Raw genomic sequence first — 16802 nt, 5'->3', positions numbered from 1 at the left:
TAAAGCGAAAAATCAGGGATAGGCCACCCATTTTAACCCGGTCAGGCTTAAGCGAATTAACCCGGTCGGGCTGGGGCCAATTAACCCGGCTGGTCTTGGGCAAAGTATTCCAATGCGGCAAGGTATCCGAAGGTTCCCAGACCAGCGATAACGCCTTTGGCAATGGGGCTGAGGTAGGAATGGTGCCGGAAGGGCTCCCGTGCGTGGACGTTAGAGATGTGGACCTCAACGAATCCGGCGGCGTCGGCAATTTCGGCCAAGGCGTCGCGCAGTGCCACGGAGGTATGTGTCAACCCACCAGGATTGATGATAACGGCTGCTCCCCTGTCCGCAGCGCCGTGCACGGCGTCAATTAACTCACCTTCGTGGTTGGACTGCGCAAAGCTAACGTTGAGCCCTAACTGCGCCGCGCGCTCGCGGATCTGGGCCTCCACGTCTGAGAGAGTGGTGGAGCCGTAGACCTCCGGCTGCCTTTTGCCCAGGCGGTTGAGGTTGGGGCCGTTGAGGACAACAATATCCATCTTTTACTCCGAAATCGCGGCATAAGCCGCGCGTAGTTCATCCACGGTAGCGTCTTCTATCCGCGTGGTGGAGCCAATACCAGTCAAGGCCACAAACCGTATGTGCCCGCCACGGTTTTTCTTATCCCGCGTCATCGCAGAATACAGCTCATCAAAGTGCCCGGGCTGGTAGCGGGTATCAAGTCCCACGGATTCCAAGATCCGGCGGTGTGTCTCCACTAGCTCCGCGTCGATGAGACCGCGGCAATGCGCCAGATGGGCGGCAAACATCATGCCTACTCCAACCGCCCGGCCGTGGCGCCAGGTGTAGTATTCCCGCAGCTCCACGGCGTGGCCGAAGGTATGCCCGTAGTTGAGGGTCTCACGCAGGCCGGCCTCTTTAAGATCCTCGGAAACCACGGCAGCTTTGACCGCCACGGAGCGCGCAATAAGCTCCGGGAGGAACCCGGTAGACTCCAGGCATTCCTTGGAGTTGTCTAGGTAGCGCTCGATAATAACGGGATCATGGATGAAACCAGTCTTGATTATCTCCGCGGACCCGGAAATCAATTCCTCTACGGGCAATGTGTCCAGGCGGTCAATATCAATAAACACTGCACTGGGCTCGTGAAAGGCTCCTACCAAGTTCTTCCCGGCGGCGGTGTTTACTCCGGTTTTTCCGCCAACTGCGGCGTCCACCATGGCCAACAAGGTGGTGGGAACCTGGATGACCTTGATACCGCGCATCCACCCGGCTGCCACGAACCCCGCCAGGTCCGTCACGGCACCGCCACCTAGTCCAACGACCGCGTCGGCGCGGGAGAAGTTCTCCTCCCCCAGGCGGTCCCAGAGGCCTTCGCATACTTGCAAGGTTTTGGCGGCCTCCGCGTCTGGTACCGCAAGTAACACGACCTGGACGTTAAGCGACTCCAGCTCGCCCGCCAGCTGGCGGGCGGGTGCGGCCAACGGCGGTTGATGGATGATGGCTACCTTGTCAATCCCGCGCAATTTTACAAAAGCAACTATATCTTCACCCAGATTGTGCCCGATTTTCACTTCGTAGGGACTAGGGCCGTTGACTTTGATGATGGTCATGATTGCAACCCCTCTGCTGCCTCTAAGAACCCTAAAATGTCACCCACGGATTGCTGGGGTGTTCGGCCATCGGTGCGTACCTTGAAATCGGCAACACTTCTATAACACTCACGCCGCTGGTCAAGGAGCTCTTGGTAGCGGGCTATGGGGTTACCGGAAGCTAGAACTGGGCGCGAGTCATCCTCTCCGGTTCTCCTAACACCTTCTTCAGCGGTGACGTCTAGGTGAATGACGGTCATGGCTTCCAGCAGGTGGCGGGTGGACTCCGCCAGCACGGCGCCGCCGCCCAAGCTAACCACCCCGTTGGATTCCAGAGCCTTGGCCACAATGGTGGCCTCAAACTCCCGGAAGGCAACTTCGCCGAGCTCGGAATAGACCTCACCACAGGGCTTGCCTTTGGCCTGCTCAATCATGGCATCGGAATCAACAAGGTCACAGTTTAGGGCTCGCGATAGCCGCCGCCCGATGGTGGTCTTTCCGGAGCCGGGAGGGCCCACCAGCACTACGCGTGGCTGGTGGCCGAAGTGAACGTTGCCGTTAGTCATGAGCTTCCTCCTCGAAGCTTAGGCGGTAGGATACGTAGTCCAGGTAGGACTCCGCGTTGCGCTTGGTTTCTGCCAGGGAGTCTCCCCCAAACTTCTCCAGTACGGCGCGCGCGAGTACCAAGGCCACCATGGCTTCAGCCACCACGCCGCCCGCAGGAACCGCGCACACGTCCGAGCGCTGGTGGATCGCGGTGGCTGCGGCACCGGTAGACATGTCCACGGTCTTGAGCGCGCGCGGGACTGTGGAGATTGGTTTCATAGCTGCCCGCAGCCGCAAGTCTTGGCCGTTGGTCATGCCGCCCTCAAGTCCGCCGGCGCGGTTGCTCAGCCTGCCAACGCCCCCTTGGGTTTCGCGAACCATTTCATCGTGCGCTTGGGTGCCGCGGCGGCGGGCTTCCTCGAAGCCGTCGCCCACCTCAACGCCCTTAACCGATTGGATACCCATGAGCGCGGCGGCCAACTGGGCGTCTAGGCGGGCCTCACCGGAAATATGCGAGCCTAGTCCTACCGGAAGCCCTGAGACTACTACCTCAACAATGCCACCGAGTGTGTCCCCGGCCTTCTTGGCGCTTTCAATCTCCGCAACCATGGATTCCTCAGCTTCCTTGCTGGCGGAGCGCACTGGAGAGCTATCAATATCATTGAGGTCAGCAAAAGACGGAGCGGCCGCAGAGGGAGTTGACGCGCCAATGCTCACAACGTGGGAAAATACCTCCACGCCCAAGGTTTCACGGAGGAAGTTCCGGGCCAGGGTGGCTGCGGCCACCCGGGCAGCGGTTTCGCGGGCAGATGATCGCTCCAAGATGGGGCGCGCGCCGTCGTGATTGTATTTGACCATGCCCGCAAAATCCGCGTGGCCCGGGCGGGGGCGGGTAAGTTTGGCACCGCGCCCAGAAGTCAGGGCCGCCTGTGTTGCCGGATCCTCCGGGTCTAGGGGGTGCGGGCTCATAATGGTGGTCCATTTGGGCCATTCGGAATTGCCAATCATAATGGCGATGGGAGATCCGATGGTCTTGCCGTGCACGATCCCGGATAGGAGCGTGAGCTCATCCTGCTCGAACTTCATCCGCGCGCCCCGGCCGTAACCAAGCCGGCGGCGTGCGAGCTGGTGGGAGATTTCCTCTGCAGTGACTGGAATTCCAGAAGGCAGATTTTCTACCATGGCAATAAGCGCTTGGCCGTGGGATTCCCCGGCAGTTGTCCATCGAAGCATGGGGACTATTATCGCACGTCCAACCCCCAAAGGTGTGAATTAGGTTAGCTTCATAGCTACCAAAGTCGCCGCCAGCAGCATACTTGGCCCGTGCGGGCAGCCGCGACGCGGTTTCAAAGCCGCAGTCAGGACCACTGTAATCAGACTGGCCGCCACCATGGCCACCAACACTGCCCACAGACCGCCAAGATGCGCGACGACCATCCCCAACGGCAGCGCCAGCTTGATATCCCCGCCACCGATCCCGCCTATGAGCACCGCCAGGACGAGGTACGTCCCACACCAGGCCAACCCGGTGGGGCTAAATACCGCCAGGCTGATTACCGCAGCGGGCAATGTCAGCCGGTCCGGCAAACGCCGGAACCGGATGTCGTAATAACTAAGCGCCAGCGCCCAGATCCCCCATAAAATCCCCCACATACTTGGAAGACCTTAGCGTATCCGGTAGGACAGCGCCTCTTCTAGCTTTGCCACCATGTGCGCGCGCGGGGCCGGGTGCCCGGTAAATTGCTCGAACTGGCTAAAAGCCTGATGCGCCAGCATCACGTGCCCGCCCACGGTTTTGTGGCCATTCGCAGCTGCGTATTTCATCAGCGGCGTGGGCATCCGATCGTAGATGACATCAATGACCGGTGCGTGCCCCAGGTGATGGAGGTAGCCGGCGATAGCCGGGCTGGGAACGGTAGAAATTATTACCCCCGCTGCCATGGCCAATTCACGAAGATCGGTGTGGAAAGTCTGCGGAACCACCTCCATGGGCGGGCGTCCGGCTGTGGCGTTGTCCTCGTTGAGCGCTTCTATCAGCGGGGCGAGCTCGTCGGTACGGTCCCTCCGGTTGAGCAGGTCCACGCGAGTGACGCCGCGCTGGGCCAACGCCCACAGGGTGGGGCGCGCGGTACCGCCGGAGCCGATAACCAAAGCCCGCTCTATTGCGCGTGTGCCCAACAGTTCCCCGAGGGCACCCGCCATTCCCTCAGTGTCGGTGTTATCCGCGCGCCAGCCCTTAGGAGTGCGCAGCAGGGTGTTCGCGGAGCCGATCGTCTTCGCCCGCTCGGTGGCAATATCCGCAAATTCCAACGCCGCGAACTTGCACGGCATGGTCACGGACAGGCCCACCACGTCTTCTTCGAACCTGTCAATAACGGCTGGCAGGGAAAGTTCCGTGACCTCGATACAGCCATACGCCCAGTCATTTAATCCCAGGGCCTTGTACCCGGCATTGTGTAATACCGGCGACAAAGAGTGGTTGATGGGGCTTCCAAGAACAAAGGCGCGTGGCATATCTAATCCTTATCGTTGGGAATCAAGAACACCGTTGTCAAGCGCCTCCTGGACTAAGCCAAGGTGCTGGTCAAAAGTGTCGGAGAATTTGGTCGTGCCGTCGTTGTCAACGGTGACAAAGAACTTCCAGTTACCCTCAGCCGGATTTTCCATGGCTCCGATAGCCTCTTGGGACGGCGACGCGATGGGAGTCTCTGGCAATCCGTCCTTAGCGTAAGTATTCCACGGCGTCACAGCGTTGCGGGCCTCATCCGTGGTGGCTAGCTCCACATCGTCCAGGGAGTAGTTGACGGTGGAGTCGAACTCCAGGCGCATTGGCTCAGCCAAGCGGTTGAGAATAACGCGGGCCACCTTGTCGAACTCCCCGGCGGGTGCTTCGCGCTCCACCAGTGACGCGGCGGTGAGCAGTTCGTACGGGCTCAGTCCAATGGTGCCCGCGCGTTGCTCAATGTTGGTCTTGTTGTATTCCTCTGCGGAACGCGTGATGAGATCGGTAAGGATTTCCTGCGCCCCCATGGTGGGGTCCAGGATGTACTGACCTGGAGCGATGAGGCCTTCAATCCGCTTGGGGTCATCACCGCGGGCCCTGATGGGCTCGTGGGTCCACACCGGCGCGCCCAATTCAGCCGGATCCACGGTGGCGGCAACGCGTTCCAGCTCAGCTTTATCCACGCAGGCACCTTCAGCGCAAGTGACCTGGGAAATCATGGAGTAGATGCCGTAGCGAACATCCCCACCAACGACAACCACGTCAGACAAGGTGGAGCCACCCTGGACTTCGAGCAAATCGACCATATTTTCCAGGTTTAGTAGGGCCTCTACTGCAGATTTCGCGCTCTGCTGCTTACGGAGGGTGAAGAACCCGGGCTTTATGGAAGCTGCATCCGGATTGTTGGCCGCGGCGGTCTGGAAAGCCTGGTTTGAGGCCACGACGTCTTTTTCTTCCAGCACCGGCCCCAGCGCCGACATGGAGGAGCCTTCCGCGACCTCCACGAGTACGGTTTCTTCAATGCCATTGCCTTCATAATCATCGGCTACCGCAGGATCGTTACTAAGCATACGAATTCCTAAATACCCCACAACTCCCACGATGAGCACCAATGAGGCGATAATTATAGCCAGACTGTTTTGCCGCTTGGTTCTTCGTTGGGCCACCACGGCGGTGTCATTGTACCCGGTGTTAGTCATCTAAATTCTCCTTGTTAAACGTTTCGCTAGCTGACGAGCAAGCGCAGTTTGTCAGCACGCGAGCACGTGCATCCAACCACGATTGCAAGATTTCTACGGCAGCGGCTTGGTCGATAACGCTGCGGCCCTTCCGCATATTCACGCCGGAAGCGTGCAACGCTTGAGTTGCCACCACGGTAGTTAGTCTTTCATCAGCCATCCGAACTGGCGGAACCACTTCATCCATAGTCGCACTATTTTTCAGCCTGCGGGTGATCCGGAACGCGATTTCTTTGGCGTGTTTGACACTTTTGGATCCGTTGCCATGTAAATCCCTTGGCAAACCCACTACAATTTCCACGGCTTGGTAGGAGCGGACCAACTCTACTAGGCGGTCGATATCTGCTTTGTCCTGGTCTTTAAAACCGGTTTCCCGCTTTATAGTTTCCACGGGCATGGCCAGCTTCCCGTCCCGGTCAGACACCGCTACCCCGATCCGCACAGTACCCACGTCCAGCCCCAGCCGACGGCCGGGACCTGGGTCTTCCACCCCCGGTTTGTCGGGCTGAATGGACATGCGGACTCCTTGAAAGGTTTTGTGAATGAAATCTTGGGTTCTTATTGTATCTAACTGGCGGCGGATAGCGTAGGTAAACCCCACTAAAAAAGTGGCACCCGCGTGGATGCCACCTTCTGCTCGTGGGGCTGGGGCCAGCTACAGAGTCTCCAGGAGGTCCTTGATTGCCTGGAAACCTTGCTGCGCGCCGTCCGGGTGAGAGCCAGAGCCCTGCGCCATGTCCGGCTTGCCGCCGCCGCGGCCTTCGACATATTCGCCGAAGCGCTTGACCAGGTCACCGGCCTTCACACCACGCTCAATCGCGGGCTTGGTGGCTGCCACGATGAACGGCAGTTTCGCGCCGTCTCGAGCGGTAAGGAGGATGACGGCTGGCTCGTCCTTCACGCGGTTGCGCAGGTCGGTGGCCACGGTCCGCAGGTCCCCGCCGGTAGCACCTTCAGGCAACGCGGCGGTGAGCACGCGGAATCCGGAGACGTCTTGTGCCTGGTTGAGCAGCTCGCCCACGCCGGCCATGAGCTGGGCCTTGCGCAGCTGAGCGATCTCTTTTTCGGCGGCGCGAAGTTTCTCCGTCAGGTTGGCAATCCGCTCCGGCAGGTCCTCAGGTTGGACCTTCAGCTCGCGGGACACGCCCTCGATGAGCGCGGCCTCCTTGGAGTAGTAGCGGAAAGCGTCCATACCGGAGTATGCCTCGATGCGGCGGGCTCCGGAGCCCACGGAGGACTCGCCCAACACGGAGACAGGGCCGATCTCCGCAGAGTTGGCCACGTGGGTGCCGCCGCAAAGCTCAATGGAAAATGGGCCACCGATTTCCACGACGCGGACCTCCGAGCCGTAGTTCTCACCGAACAGCGCCATTGCGCCCATATCCTTGGCGTGGTCCAGGGTGGTTTCAATGGTGTTGACGTCAAAGTGGGCGTCCACGGCCTGGTTGGTGATAAGGGCGATCTCCTCCAGCTGAGCGGGCGTGAGCTGCTCGGTGTAGTTGAAGTCAAAGCGCAGGTAACCCGGCCGGTTCAAGGACCCCGCCTGGACGGCAGTGGGGCCAAGCACCTGGCGCAAAGCGGCGTGGATGAGGTGGGTGGCGGAGTGGGCTTGGACCGCGCCGTGGCGCCAGCGCGGGTCCACCTCGGCGCTGACAGTGGAACCTAGGTCCAGGCCGCCGGCGGTGACCTTGGCCTTGTGAACCCAGAGCTGCTTGCCAATCTTTTGCACGTCGCCCACCTCGAGCAGGGTGTCCCCTGCCACGATCCGGCCGCGGTCGGCTAACTGGCCACCGGCCTCCGCGTAGAGCGGGGTGCGGTCCAAAATAACCTCAACCTCGTCACCCACCTGCACGTCGGTGACCTTCTGACCATCGCGCACCAGGCCCAGGACCTTGGCGTCTGATTCCAGAGTGTCAAAGCCGGTGAACTCGGTGGGGTGATTGTCCAACCACTCGCGGTAGATGGACTGGTCCACGTGCCCATGCTTCTTGGCCTGGTTATCAGCCTTGGCCCGGCGGCGCTGCTCCCCCATGGCGGCGTTAAAGCCCTCCATGTCTACCTCCAGGCCGGCCTCAGCCGCCATCTCCAGGGTCAAATCGATAGGGAACCCGTAAGTATCATGCAGCTCAAAGGCCTTATCCCCCGTGAGCTTTTTCGCAGCAGCAGACTTCAGCCCGGCCACTGCGTCATCAAAGAGCTTGGTGCCGGACTCCAGGGTCTTGAGGAAGGCCTTTTCCTCAGCTACCGCAACGCGCAGGATTCGCTCGCGGTTTTCCCCAATCTCTGGGTAGGAAGGCTCCATGGTGTCCATGATCGAGTTCATGAATTTACTCATGGTGGCGTCTTTGGCACCGAGCAGGCGGGCGGAGCGAATGATCCGGCGCAGCAGGCGGCGCAGGATGTAGCCGCGTCCCTCATTGGAAGGGGTAACGCCGTCCAGGATCAGCATCATGCCGGTGCGTGAATGGTCAGCGACCACGCGGAAACGGATGAGGTCTTGCGGGTCGGCGTCCTCGGTATAGCGCGCGCCGGTGAGCTGTTCGGCCACATCAATGACGGGGCGTAGCAAGTCGGTTTCGTAGACGTTTTCCACGCCCTGCAAGATACAGGCCACGCGTTCGACGCCCATGCCGGTATCAATATTTTTCTTCGGCAGCGGGCCTAAGATTTCAAAGTTGCCTTTGCCAATCCCCTCCCCGCGTTCGTTTTGCATGAATACCAGGTTCCAGATTTCCATGTAACGGTTGTCATCGGCAACGGGCCCGCCTTCTTTGCCGTATTCCGGACCGCGGTCGTAGTAGATTTCCGAACACGGACCACATGGCCCGGGAATACCCATGGACCAGTAGTTATCCTCCATGCCCAGGCGCTGGATGCGCTCGCGGGGAACGCCAATTTTTTCATGCCAAATATCGGCGGCTTCATCATCGTCTAAATACACGGTGACCCACAGGCGTTCCGGATCAAGGCCAAAGCCGCCTTCTTCAACCGAGTTGGTCAACAGGCCCCACGCTAGGGTGATGGCACCTTCCTTGAAATACTGGCCAAAGGAGAAGTTGCCGGCCATCTGGAAAAATGTATTGTGCCGGGTGGTAATGCCCACCTCCTCAATGTCCAGAGTGCGCACGCACTTCTGGATGGAGGTAGCGGTGCCGTTGGCAAAGGGGGGGTTTTGCTGGCCTAGGAAATAAGGCTTGAAGGGAACCATGCCCGCGTTAACGAAGAGCAGGTTGGGGTCATCCAGAATCAGCGAGGCGCTGGGGACGGCCTCGTGTCCAGCGTTAACAAAGTGCTGGGTAAAGCGATTGCGGATCTCATGGGTCTTCACGGCGGTCTGTTCCTTTTTAATTGCCTACACTAACCCGCAATACTTTACCCGCCAGCCCGGCCAGCGCCAACGAGGCGCAGCAAAGCGCCGCTATTTCCCCCGGATAAGCCGCCGCAGCCGCCCCAAGTATTCGGCTATGCGCTTTTCCGCCCCGAATTCCGTGGGCTGGTAATACTCCGCTCCCGCAAGGGCGTCCGGCAGGTACTGCTGCGCCGCCACCCCACGTGGCTGGTCGTGCGGGTAGATATACCCCACCGCGTTGCCCATTTCCTTGGCCCCGGCGTAGTGGCCGTCGCGTAGGTGCGGCGGCACATGGCCCACCTTGCCTGCGCGGATATCGGCCTGCGCTGCACCAATCGCCCGGTAGACGGCGTTGGACTTCGGCGCTGTGGCCAGGTGGATGGTGGCCTGGGCCAGTGGCAGCCGGGCCTCGGGCAGTCCGATGAGCGCGGCGGCATCGGCAGCAGCGACTGCCACCTGCAACGCCTGCGGATCTGCCATGCCGATGTCCTCGGAGGCGTGCACTATCAACCTTCGCGCGATAAAGCGTGGGTCCTCCCCGGCCTCAATCATGCGGGCTAGGTAGTGCAGCGCGGCGTCAACATCACTGCCGCGAATGGATTTAATAAACGCACTAACCACGTCGTAATGCTGGTCCCCGTCACGGTCGTAGCGCACCACCGCGCGGTCAATGTTGGCCTTGATGGTTACCGGCGTGATCTCCCCGCCGTCTTCTACGGCAGCAGCCACGGCCTCCAGGTAGGTCAGCGTGCGGCGCGCGTCACCGGAGGCCAACATGACCAGCTGACTAAGCGCCTCTGGGGTCATGCTTACCCTGCCGCCGATACCCCGTTCATCGGCTAGGGCCCGGGTGGCTAGGGCCTTAAGGTCATCTTCCGCCAGCGGTTTGAGCTGCAATAGCAACGAGCGCGACAACAGCGGCGAAACCACGGAGAAGGAGGGGTTTTCGGTGGTGGCGGCCACCAGCAACACGAAGCGGTTTTCCACGGCCGCCAGGAGCGCGTCTTGCTGGGTCTTAGAAAAACGGTGGACCTCGTCGATAAAGAGTACGGTCCGCTCGCTGCGGATGGCGTCCTGGCGGGCTTGGGTGATGACCTCGCGAACCTGTTTGACCCCGGAGTCTAGAGCGGAGAGCCCCACAAAATTTTGGCCCATGGCCGTGGCAATGAGCGAAGCGATGGTGGTCTTGCCCGTACCCGGCGGGCCGTAGAGAATGACGGAGGCCTCACCGGAGCCCTCCACCAGGCGGCGCAGGGGCTTACCGGGTTCTAGGAGGTGATCTTGGCCCAGGACCTCGTCGAGTGTGCGTGGGCGCATACGCGCGGCCAGTGGGGAGCCGGCGTGGGTGTCGAACATGTTGTGTCCCAGCCGTGCGGGTTGCCCGCTGGGGGTTGTGGCAGCGGGCCCAAACAGCGCGTCCTGGTCCATCTTATTTAGCGGGGCTAAGTCGTTCGGCTACCGCGGCAGCAAAGCCGGCTACGGCACGGCATTTTTCCCCTCCCGTGGAAGAATACCGGGACAAGGCCTCAAAGGTCTCATAAAGATCCTGGCGCACCAGCAGTTCATCCTCAGTAAACGGGCCTTGGGAACTTGGGCGCAGGAACTCCGCCTGCTCCTGCTCATCCAGACCCTGATTAAGCATGGCCAGCAGTGCATCCATGCCGTCAGCGCAGAGCATGCTCACGCTAGATAGAGCCCAGCCAATGAGCGAGGAGACCACTAGGCGGTGAAGGTTGAAGTCATTTTCATAGCGGGGCCAGGTCTCTATGATCTCCCGGCGCCAGGCGCTGAGGAATACTTCCGATTCCTTGTTGGTGAAGGGACGGAAGAACAAAAACTGCGGGAAACCCGCGATGACGGAGGCCGCGTCAAAGCCCACATTGCGAAAGCCCGCCCACTCATAGTCGAGGAAGTGAATCTTGTCCCCCACCACAATGTTGTCCGGGGAAAGGTCAAAGGGCGTGAAGGCGCGTGCGCGCCCCGATTGCTGGATGTCGGCCGCGTGCTGTGCGTAGTCGCGGAACTCTGCGGGCGGTTCCAACCCGGCCGCCGCCAAGATGTCCTGGCCAATCTTGATGGAGTACAGCAGGCCTTGGTCGCGCTCCGCCTGGCGTTCGGCAAAGTCAGGGTTTTTCTTCATCATCCGCGACAAAAGTGCGTCATAGTCGTTTTCACGCGAGGCCGTACCGGCGTGCATTCTTCCTAGCTGCTCCCCTAGCTGGCGCAAGATAGTGATTCGTTGCCTCTCATCTGCGTGGTCGAGGGCGTCAACCAGGGTCTGCGCGTCTCCGATGTCGGTTAACACCAGGACGCGGGACTCCACGTCGTGCGCCAGCAAAAGCGGCCCAGGGCGCACGTCGGACGGCAAGGAGGTGGTGAACTGATACGCCACTACCTCCCGCAGGAAAGCCACGTCATCTCCCTCACTATCGGTGTAAGGCATGTGCTTGACCACCACGGAGCGGTAAGGAAGGAAGGGCGAAGGCGCAAGACGGGCCCGGGCTACTATGCCATTGCCGGAACCTCCCAGATGCTCGACCTCGTCGAGCTCCGGGGAGCCTCCAAACCGCCGCACAAGCAGCTCCCGAGCCACCTCCACGGCAGCGGCAACGTCAAGGTTGTCGCGGTTAGTACTACTGTGCTGGTCTGATTGTTCAACGACCACGTCTTGCGCCTTCCTGACGCGCCCGCTGAGATACGGCGAGCGCGAATTTTTTAGGTGTTACTTGTCCTGCTGCTTCTTCTCCGGCTTGAAGTCCACGCCGGTTTCCTTACGCTGCTGCGCGGGGATCGGTGCGGGGGCATCGGTTAGCGGATCTACTCCGCCGCCGGACTTGGGGAACGCGATGACATCGCGAATGGAGTCAAAGCCACCCAACAGTGAGACAATGCGGTCCCAACCAAAGGCAATTCCGCCGTGAGGTGGTGCGCCGTACTGGAAAGCGTCCAGCAAGAAGCCGAACTTCTCCTGCGCCTCTTCCTCACCGATTCCCATGACGTCAAACACGCGCTTTTGCACGTCCTGGCGGTGGATACGGATGGAACCGCCACCAATTTCGTTTCCGTTGCACACCAGGTCATAGGCGTAGGCCAGGGCCTCACCGGGCGCGGAATCAAAGGAGTCCATATACTCCGCCTTGGGCGAGGTAAACGCGTGGTGGACGGCGGTCCACTTGGAGTTGCCCAAGGCCACGTCACCGGAAGCTGTGGCGTCCGCGGCGGGCTCAAACATAGGAGCGTCTACGACCCAAGTAAAGGCCCAGTCCCCTTCTTTGATGAGATCAAGTTTGCGGGCGATTTCACCACGGGCTGCGCCCAGCAGCGCGCGGGAGGACTTGGTGTCGCCTGCCGCGAAGAAGATGGCGTCCCCTGGCTTAGCGCCCACGTGCGCAGCAATGCCCGCGCGTTCCTCCTCGGTAATGTTTTTGGCCACGGGACCACCGAGCTCGCCGTCTTCACCAACGGTGATGTAGGCCAGGCCCTTGGCACCGCGCTGCTTTGCCCACTCCTGCCAGGCGTCAAACTGGCGGCGGGGCTGGGAAGCGCCACCTTCCATAACCACGGCACCGACGTATTCGTTTTGGAACACGCGGAAAGTGGTGTCCTTGAAAAACTCAGCGCATTCCACGATTTTGATGTCAAAGCGCAGGTCCGGCTTGTCAGAGCCGTAGAGTCGCATGGCTTCGGCGTAGGTCATGCGCGGAATTGGCGTCTTGAGATCATAGCCAATGAGCTTCCACAGCTCCCGCGCTATTTCTTCACCCAGTTCCATGACATCATCCTGGTCCACGAAAGACATCTCAATGTCTAGCTGCGTGAACTCCGGCTGACGGTCCGCACGGAAATCCTCATCGCGGTAGCAGCGCGCAATCTGGTAGTAACGCTCCATGCCGGCCACCATGAGCAGCTGCTTAAACAGCTGTGGGGACTGCGGCAGGGCGTACCAGGAACCGGGCTTCAACCGAGCCGGCACCAGGAAGTCACGCGCGCCCTCTGGGGTGGAGCGGGTGAGCGTTGGGGTCTCAATCTCGGTGAAGTCATGGGAATCAAGCACACGGCGGGCGGCTTTGTTAGCCTCCGAGCGCAGGCGCATAGCGCCGGCCTGGCTCTTGCGGCGCAGGTCCAGGTAGCGGTAGCGCAGGCGGGCTTCTTCTCCTACCTCACCGGAAGTAGAGGGGTCATCGATTTGGAAAGGCAGCGCGGCGGACTCGGATAGCACGTTGAGCTCAGTGACGTTGACCTCAATCTCACCCGAGGCCAGGTTGGGGTTCGCGGAACCCTCCGGACGCTTTTCCACGACGCCGGTGACCTGGACACAGAATTCCGAGCGAAGATCGTGAGCAGCCTCAGCTACCTCAGACTCGCGGAAGACAACCTGAGCGATACCGGAACGGTCACGCAAGTCAATGAAGATGACTCCGCCATGGTCGCGGCGGCGGGAGACCCATCCGGTTAGGGTGACGGTCTGACCGGCCATCTCCGCGCGCAGTTCGCCTGCAAGATTCGTACGCAGCACTGTAGTGATTCCTTTCAATCTTTTGTCGCACCTTAGACAGCACCCGCCACGCGTAGACAGCGCGCGCCGGTGCCAAGGCACATTAACGCCCACCGAGTCTACTCCCCGCACGCAACTTGTGAACTGTTGGGCTACTTCCCGGTGTTTGACCGCCAATATTGTGGAAAGATAAGCCCCATGACTTTTAGATCAGATGCAGACCTCAGCGGCAAGCGCGCCAGCTCGGGGCGCGGCGGCGGCCGCGGAAAGACACTGGCGGCCGGTGGCGGTCTGGGAACCCTGGTGATGGTGGGGCTATTCCTCCTCATGGGCGGCAACCCGGGCGACCTTGGGCAAATCCTGGGGCAACAACCCGGTCAGACCCAGGTGGAGCCGGCCCGCGACCCTGCCGCCGGGCGATCCTCCGGGGGTACGGGGGAAGGCGAAGACGCCTTCGCACACTGCCAAACCCCTGAGGACGGCAACAAATACGACGACTGCCGCGTGATGTACGCGGCCATTTCCGTGGATCGGATGTGGGCGGAGCTGCTCCCACAGCAGGCCGGCATTGACTACGTTGAGCCCGGGCGCGTCATCTTTGACGGTGCCGTCCAGACAGGTTGCGGCACCGCGTCCGCGTCCACCGGCCCTTTTTACTGCCCAGTGGACCAATCCGCGTACTTTGACACCAGCTTCTTTGACCAGCTACGCCGGTTTGGTGCGGACAACGCCCCGCTGGCGCAGATGTATATTGTGGCCCACGAGTTTGGCCACCATGTGCAAAACCTGGAGGGAACCCTGGGCTTGTCTAACTACAACGACCCGGGCGCGGACTCTAACGCTGTGAAAATTGAGCTGCAAGCGGACTGCTACGCCGAAATTTGGGCGCACTACGCCGACAAAGGTGACAACGCCATGCTCCAGACCATCACTAACGAACAGGCTCAAGACGCCATAGACGCCGCCCGCGCCGTGGGTGATGACAACATCCAGCAACGCTCCGGTGGTCAGGTCCGCCCAGATACCTGGACGCACGGCTCCTCCCAGCAGCGCGCGGAGGCCTTCCTGACCGGCTATGGTCACGGCACCATGTCCACATGCGATTTCCTTGAGCGCGGTGTGTACAACAACTAAAGGGGCTCAGTAGACCCCACGCACACTGCCCCGCGCACACTGCCCCGCGCGCGGTGCCGCCGCGCAGAGTTGTGCAGAGTTGTGCGTCCGGGCAACGGCAACCAACGGCCCTGTCCGGTGGCTGCAACGCCCGGCTGAGGCCACCCGCGTAGCGGGTGGCCTTTCCCATGCGTGGAGCGTATTCCCCGCGCCGCCATGAGGGCAGTGGCCCGGTGGCAGCGAGGTTTCCGGAGATACCGTGGTGCTCCCCCATTGCGGACACCCGCCGGTTTTATTTTTCGGGGGTATAGGTAATAGGCTAAAGGCATCACACGCCAGTAACCCACCTCTTTGCAAAGGTTAACGATGATCAATCAGAAGCAGTCCTCGGGAACACTTTCCAACTGGATTTGGCACATAACTTTCGGGCTGCTGTTGTCAGTAACCCTGATCTGGTTCATCTTCTGGTCCTTGGACTACACCTCCGGCAGGCCAGGCCACATCATCTTGGTTACCGCGATTATTTTTGCGGTATTCATGGCCTTCAACATTGGCGGCAATGACGTAGCTAACTCCTTTGGCACCTCGGTGGGTGCGGGGACGTTGACCATGAAGCAGGCGCTGGCCGTGGCCGCCATCTTTGAGGTATCCGGCGCGGTCCTAGCCGGAGGTGACGTTACTGATACCGTCCGCTCCGGAATCGTAGACCTCAACGCGATTGAGGGCCTTGACCCCCTAGAGTTCGTGTACATCATGATGTCCTCACTGCTGGGCGCGGCCATTTGGCTGCTCATTGCCACGCGTAAGGGCTGGCCGGTTTCCACTACGCACTCCATCATCGGCGGCATTGTTGGTGCCTCGCTCACCGTGGGCTTTCTCACGCATAAAGGTGGCCTGGAGATGGTGCAGTGGGGCGGGATTGGCACCATTGCCTTTTCCTGGGTGCTCTCCCCCGTTCTGGGCGGCCTGACCGCCTACCTATTATTCAAGTGGATTAAGACCTCCATCCTGGTTTATAACGAAAAAGCGGACCAGGAAATCCGGGAAATCAAAACCCGCAAGGCGGAGCTGAAAAAAGAACACCAGAACCACCTGCAGCGCCTGACCGAGCTGCAGCAGATCTCCTACACCAACGCCCTAGAACGTGACGCCCGGCGACTGAAGGCGGACGAGGATGTGGCACCGGAGGACTTGGAGTCCGACTACTACCGGCAGCTCCACTCCTTTAAGAAGAATCTAAAGGAGGTGGACTCCCACCGCGCGCTGGAGAATTGGGTGCCGCTGCTGGCAGCTCTGGGTTCGGTAGTAATTTCGGCCATGATGCTATTCAAGGGCCTCAAGCACACCGGCCTGGAGTTGACCCCGCTGCAGAACTTTGTGGTGATGGGCATGATTGGTGCGCTGGTGTGGATGGCGGTATTTATTTTTGCCAAGGCGCTGAAGAAAAAGTCTTTGGACCGCTCAACCTTCCTGCTGTTTAGCTGGATGCAGGTGTTCACCGCGTCCGCCTTCGCGTTCTCGCACGGCTCCAACGATATTGCCAACGCCATTGGCCCCTTCGCGGCCGTTCTCGATGTGTTGAAAAACGGCAGCATTAACTCGGAAGCGGAGGTCCCCTCCTTCGTGATGATTACCATGGGTATCGCGTTGGTCTCGGGCCTGTGGTTTATTGGCCGCTACGTCATCCAGACGGTGGGCACGGACATCACCAAGATGCACCCTTCATCCGGCTTCGCCGCTGAGCTAGCAGCTGCCGGTGTGGTCATGGCGGCCTCCATCATGGGACTTCCTGTCTCCTCCACCCACATTCTCATTGGAGCGGTTCTCGGAGTGGGTATGGTCAACAAGGCTGCCAACTGGTCTTTGATGAAGCCTATCGCCATGGCCTGGGTCATCACCCTTCCGGCCTCCGCTAGTATTGCGGCCGTCACGGTTAGTATCCTGCGCGTGGTCTTCTAAGCGCTCACACCTCACCCAATCAGAA

Annotated in this window: 14 protein-coding genes; 2 read left to right on the top strand and 12 right to left on the bottom strand. The window is 60.3% G+C overall.

From position 1 onward, the window contains the following. Positions 1–80: 80 nt before the first annotated feature. From aroQ to aspS, 12 genes are all read right to left on the bottom strand, one after another. Positions 81–521 carry a type II 3-dehydroquinate dehydratase gene (gene aroQ / locus F4V58_RS05155; RefSeq protein ID WP_075733932.1) on the bottom strand — a complete coding sequence of 147 codons (441 nt, stop codon included), beginning with the start codon at positions 519–521 and terminating at the stop codon, positions 81–83. A gap of 3 nt (positions 522–524) precedes the next feature. Then, positions 525–1595: a 3-dehydroquinate synthase gene (aroB, locus tag F4V58_RS05150; RefSeq protein WP_075733930.1), complete on the bottom strand. Its 1071-nt coding sequence runs from the start codon at positions 1593–1595 to the stop codon at positions 525–527. After that, complete coding sequence (locus tag F4V58_RS05145; protein ID WP_075733928.1) at positions 1592–2140, bottom strand: shikimate kinase; 549 nt, start codon at positions 2138–2140, stop codon at positions 1592–1594. Before F4V58_RS05145 ends, aroB begins: the two co-directional genes overlap by 4 nt. Next, positions 2133–3353: a chorismate synthase gene (gene aroC, locus F4V58_RS05140; protein WP_075733926.1), complete on the bottom strand. Its 1221-nt coding sequence runs from the start codon at positions 3351–3353 to the stop codon at positions 2133–2135. Before aroC ends, F4V58_RS05145 begins: the two co-directional genes overlap by 8 nt. Positions 3354–3392: 39 nt before the next feature. Next, the gene (locus F4V58_RS05135) at positions 3393–3773 is read right to left on the bottom strand and encodes a prepilin peptidase (protein ID WP_075733924.1); all 381 of its coding nucleotides are present in this window, start codon (positions 3771–3773) and stop codon (positions 3393–3395) included. Positions 3774–3785: 12 nt separating this feature from the next. Beyond that, entirely contained in the window at positions 3786–4634 is an 849-nt protein-coding gene (locus F4V58_RS05130) for a shikimate dehydrogenase (protein ID WP_075733922.1), read from the bottom strand. A gap of 9 nt (positions 4635–4643) precedes the next feature. Next, a complete protein-coding gene (locus F4V58_RS05125) occupies positions 4644–5822 on the bottom strand; it encodes an endolytic transglycosylase MltG (protein WP_075733920.1) in 1179 nt (392 codons plus the stop codon). Then, positions 5815–6378: a Holliday junction resolvase RuvX gene (gene ruvX / locus F4V58_RS05120; RefSeq protein WP_075733918.1), complete on the bottom strand. Its 564-nt coding sequence runs from the start codon at positions 6376–6378 to the stop codon at positions 5815–5817. The genes F4V58_RS05125 and ruvX overlap by 8 nt, the downstream gene beginning before the upstream one ends. Positions 6379–6516: 138 nt before the next feature. Beyond that, positions 6517–9189, bottom strand: a complete 2673-nt coding sequence (gene alaS / locus F4V58_RS05115) for an alanine--tRNA ligase (RefSeq protein ID WP_075733917.1) — start codon at positions 9187–9189, stop codon at positions 6517–6519. Between the two features lie 90 nt (positions 9190–9279). Then, positions 9280–10638, bottom strand: a complete 1359-nt coding sequence (locus F4V58_RS05110) for a replication-associated recombination protein A (RefSeq protein WP_075733916.1) — start codon at positions 10636–10638, stop codon at positions 9280–9282. Between the two features lies 1 nt (position 10639). Next, entirely contained in the window at positions 10640–11875 is a 1236-nt protein-coding gene (locus F4V58_RS05105) for a phosphotransferase (protein ID WP_342743306.1), read from the bottom strand. Between the two features lie 57 nt (positions 11876–11932). Next, the gene (aspS, locus tag F4V58_RS05100; protein ID WP_075733915.1) at positions 11933–13726 is read right to left on the bottom strand and encodes an aspartate--tRNA ligase; all 1794 of its coding nucleotides are present in this window, start codon (positions 13724–13726) and stop codon (positions 11933–11935) included. Positions 13727–13903: 177 nt separating this feature from the next. Here aspS and ypfJ point away from each other — a divergent pair, with 177 nt between their 5' ends. Both ypfJ and F4V58_RS05090 read left to right on the top strand, forming a co-directional pair. Beyond that, positions 13904–14839 carry a KPN_02809 family neutral zinc metallopeptidase gene (gene ypfJ, locus F4V58_RS05095; RefSeq protein WP_075733914.1) on the top strand — a complete coding sequence of 312 codons (936 nt, stop codon included), beginning with the start codon at positions 13904–13906 and terminating at the stop codon, positions 14837–14839. 345 nt (positions 14840–15184) lie between these two features. Next, positions 15185–16777: an inorganic phosphate transporter gene (locus F4V58_RS05090; protein WP_075733913.1), complete on the top strand. Its 1593-nt coding sequence runs from the start codon at positions 15185–15187 to the stop codon at positions 16775–16777. Positions 16778–16802 lie beyond the last annotated feature (25 nt).

Source organism: Corynebacterium phocae (assembly GCF_008693075.1).
Taxonomy (GTDB): domain Bacteria; phylum Actinomycetota; class Actinomycetes; order Mycobacteriales; family Mycobacteriaceae; genus Corynebacterium; species Corynebacterium phocae.
Note: the sequence above shows the minus strand (reverse complement) of the source record. Positions and strands in the feature narration are given on the sequence as shown.

What these genes read in the sequence shown, in the direction of transcription:
- aroB (WP_075733930.1), bottom strand. Translation starts at nt 1,595, where the DNA reads ATGACCATCATCAAAGTCAACGGCCCTAGTCCCTACGAAGTGAAAATC.
- F4V58_RS05145 (WP_075733928.1), bottom strand. Translation starts at nt 2,140, where the DNA reads ATGACTAACGGCAACGTTCACTTCGGCCACCAGCCACGCGTAGTGCTG.
- aroC (WP_075733926.1), bottom strand. Translation starts at nt 3,353, where the DNA reads ATGCTTCGATGGACAACTGCCGGGGAATCCCACGGCCAAGCGCTTATT.
- aroQ (WP_075733932.1), bottom strand. Translation starts at nt 521, where the DNA reads ATGGATATTGTTGTCCTCAACGGCCCCAACCTCAACCGCCTGGGCAAA.
- F4V58_RS05110 (WP_075733916.1), bottom strand. Translation starts at nt 10,638, where the DNA reads ATGGACCAGGACGCGCTGTTTGGGCCCGCTGCCACAACCCCCAGCGGG.
- F4V58_RS05125 (WP_075733920.1), bottom strand. Translation starts at nt 5,822, where the DNA reads ATGACTAACACCGGGTACAATGACACCGCCGTGGTGGCCCAACGAAGA.
- F4V58_RS05135 (WP_075733924.1), bottom strand. Translation starts at nt 3,773, where the DNA reads ATGTGGGGGATTTTATGGGGGATCTGGGCGCTGGCGCTTAGTTATTAC.
- F4V58_RS05090 (WP_075733913.1), top strand. Translation starts at nt 15,185, where the DNA reads ATGATCAATCAGAAGCAGTCCTCGGGAACACTTTCCAACTGGATTTGG.
- ruvX (WP_075733918.1), bottom strand. Translation starts at nt 6,378, where the DNA reads ATGTCCATTCAGCCCGACAAACCGGGGGTGGAAGACCCAGGTCCCGGC.
- ypfJ (WP_075733914.1), top strand. Translation starts at nt 13,904, where the DNA reads ATGACTTTTAGATCAGATGCAGACCTCAGCGGCAAGCGCGCCAGCTCG.
- F4V58_RS05130 (WP_075733922.1), bottom strand. Translation starts at nt 4,634, where the DNA reads ATGCCACGCGCCTTTGTTCTTGGAAGCCCCATCAACCACTCTTTGTCG.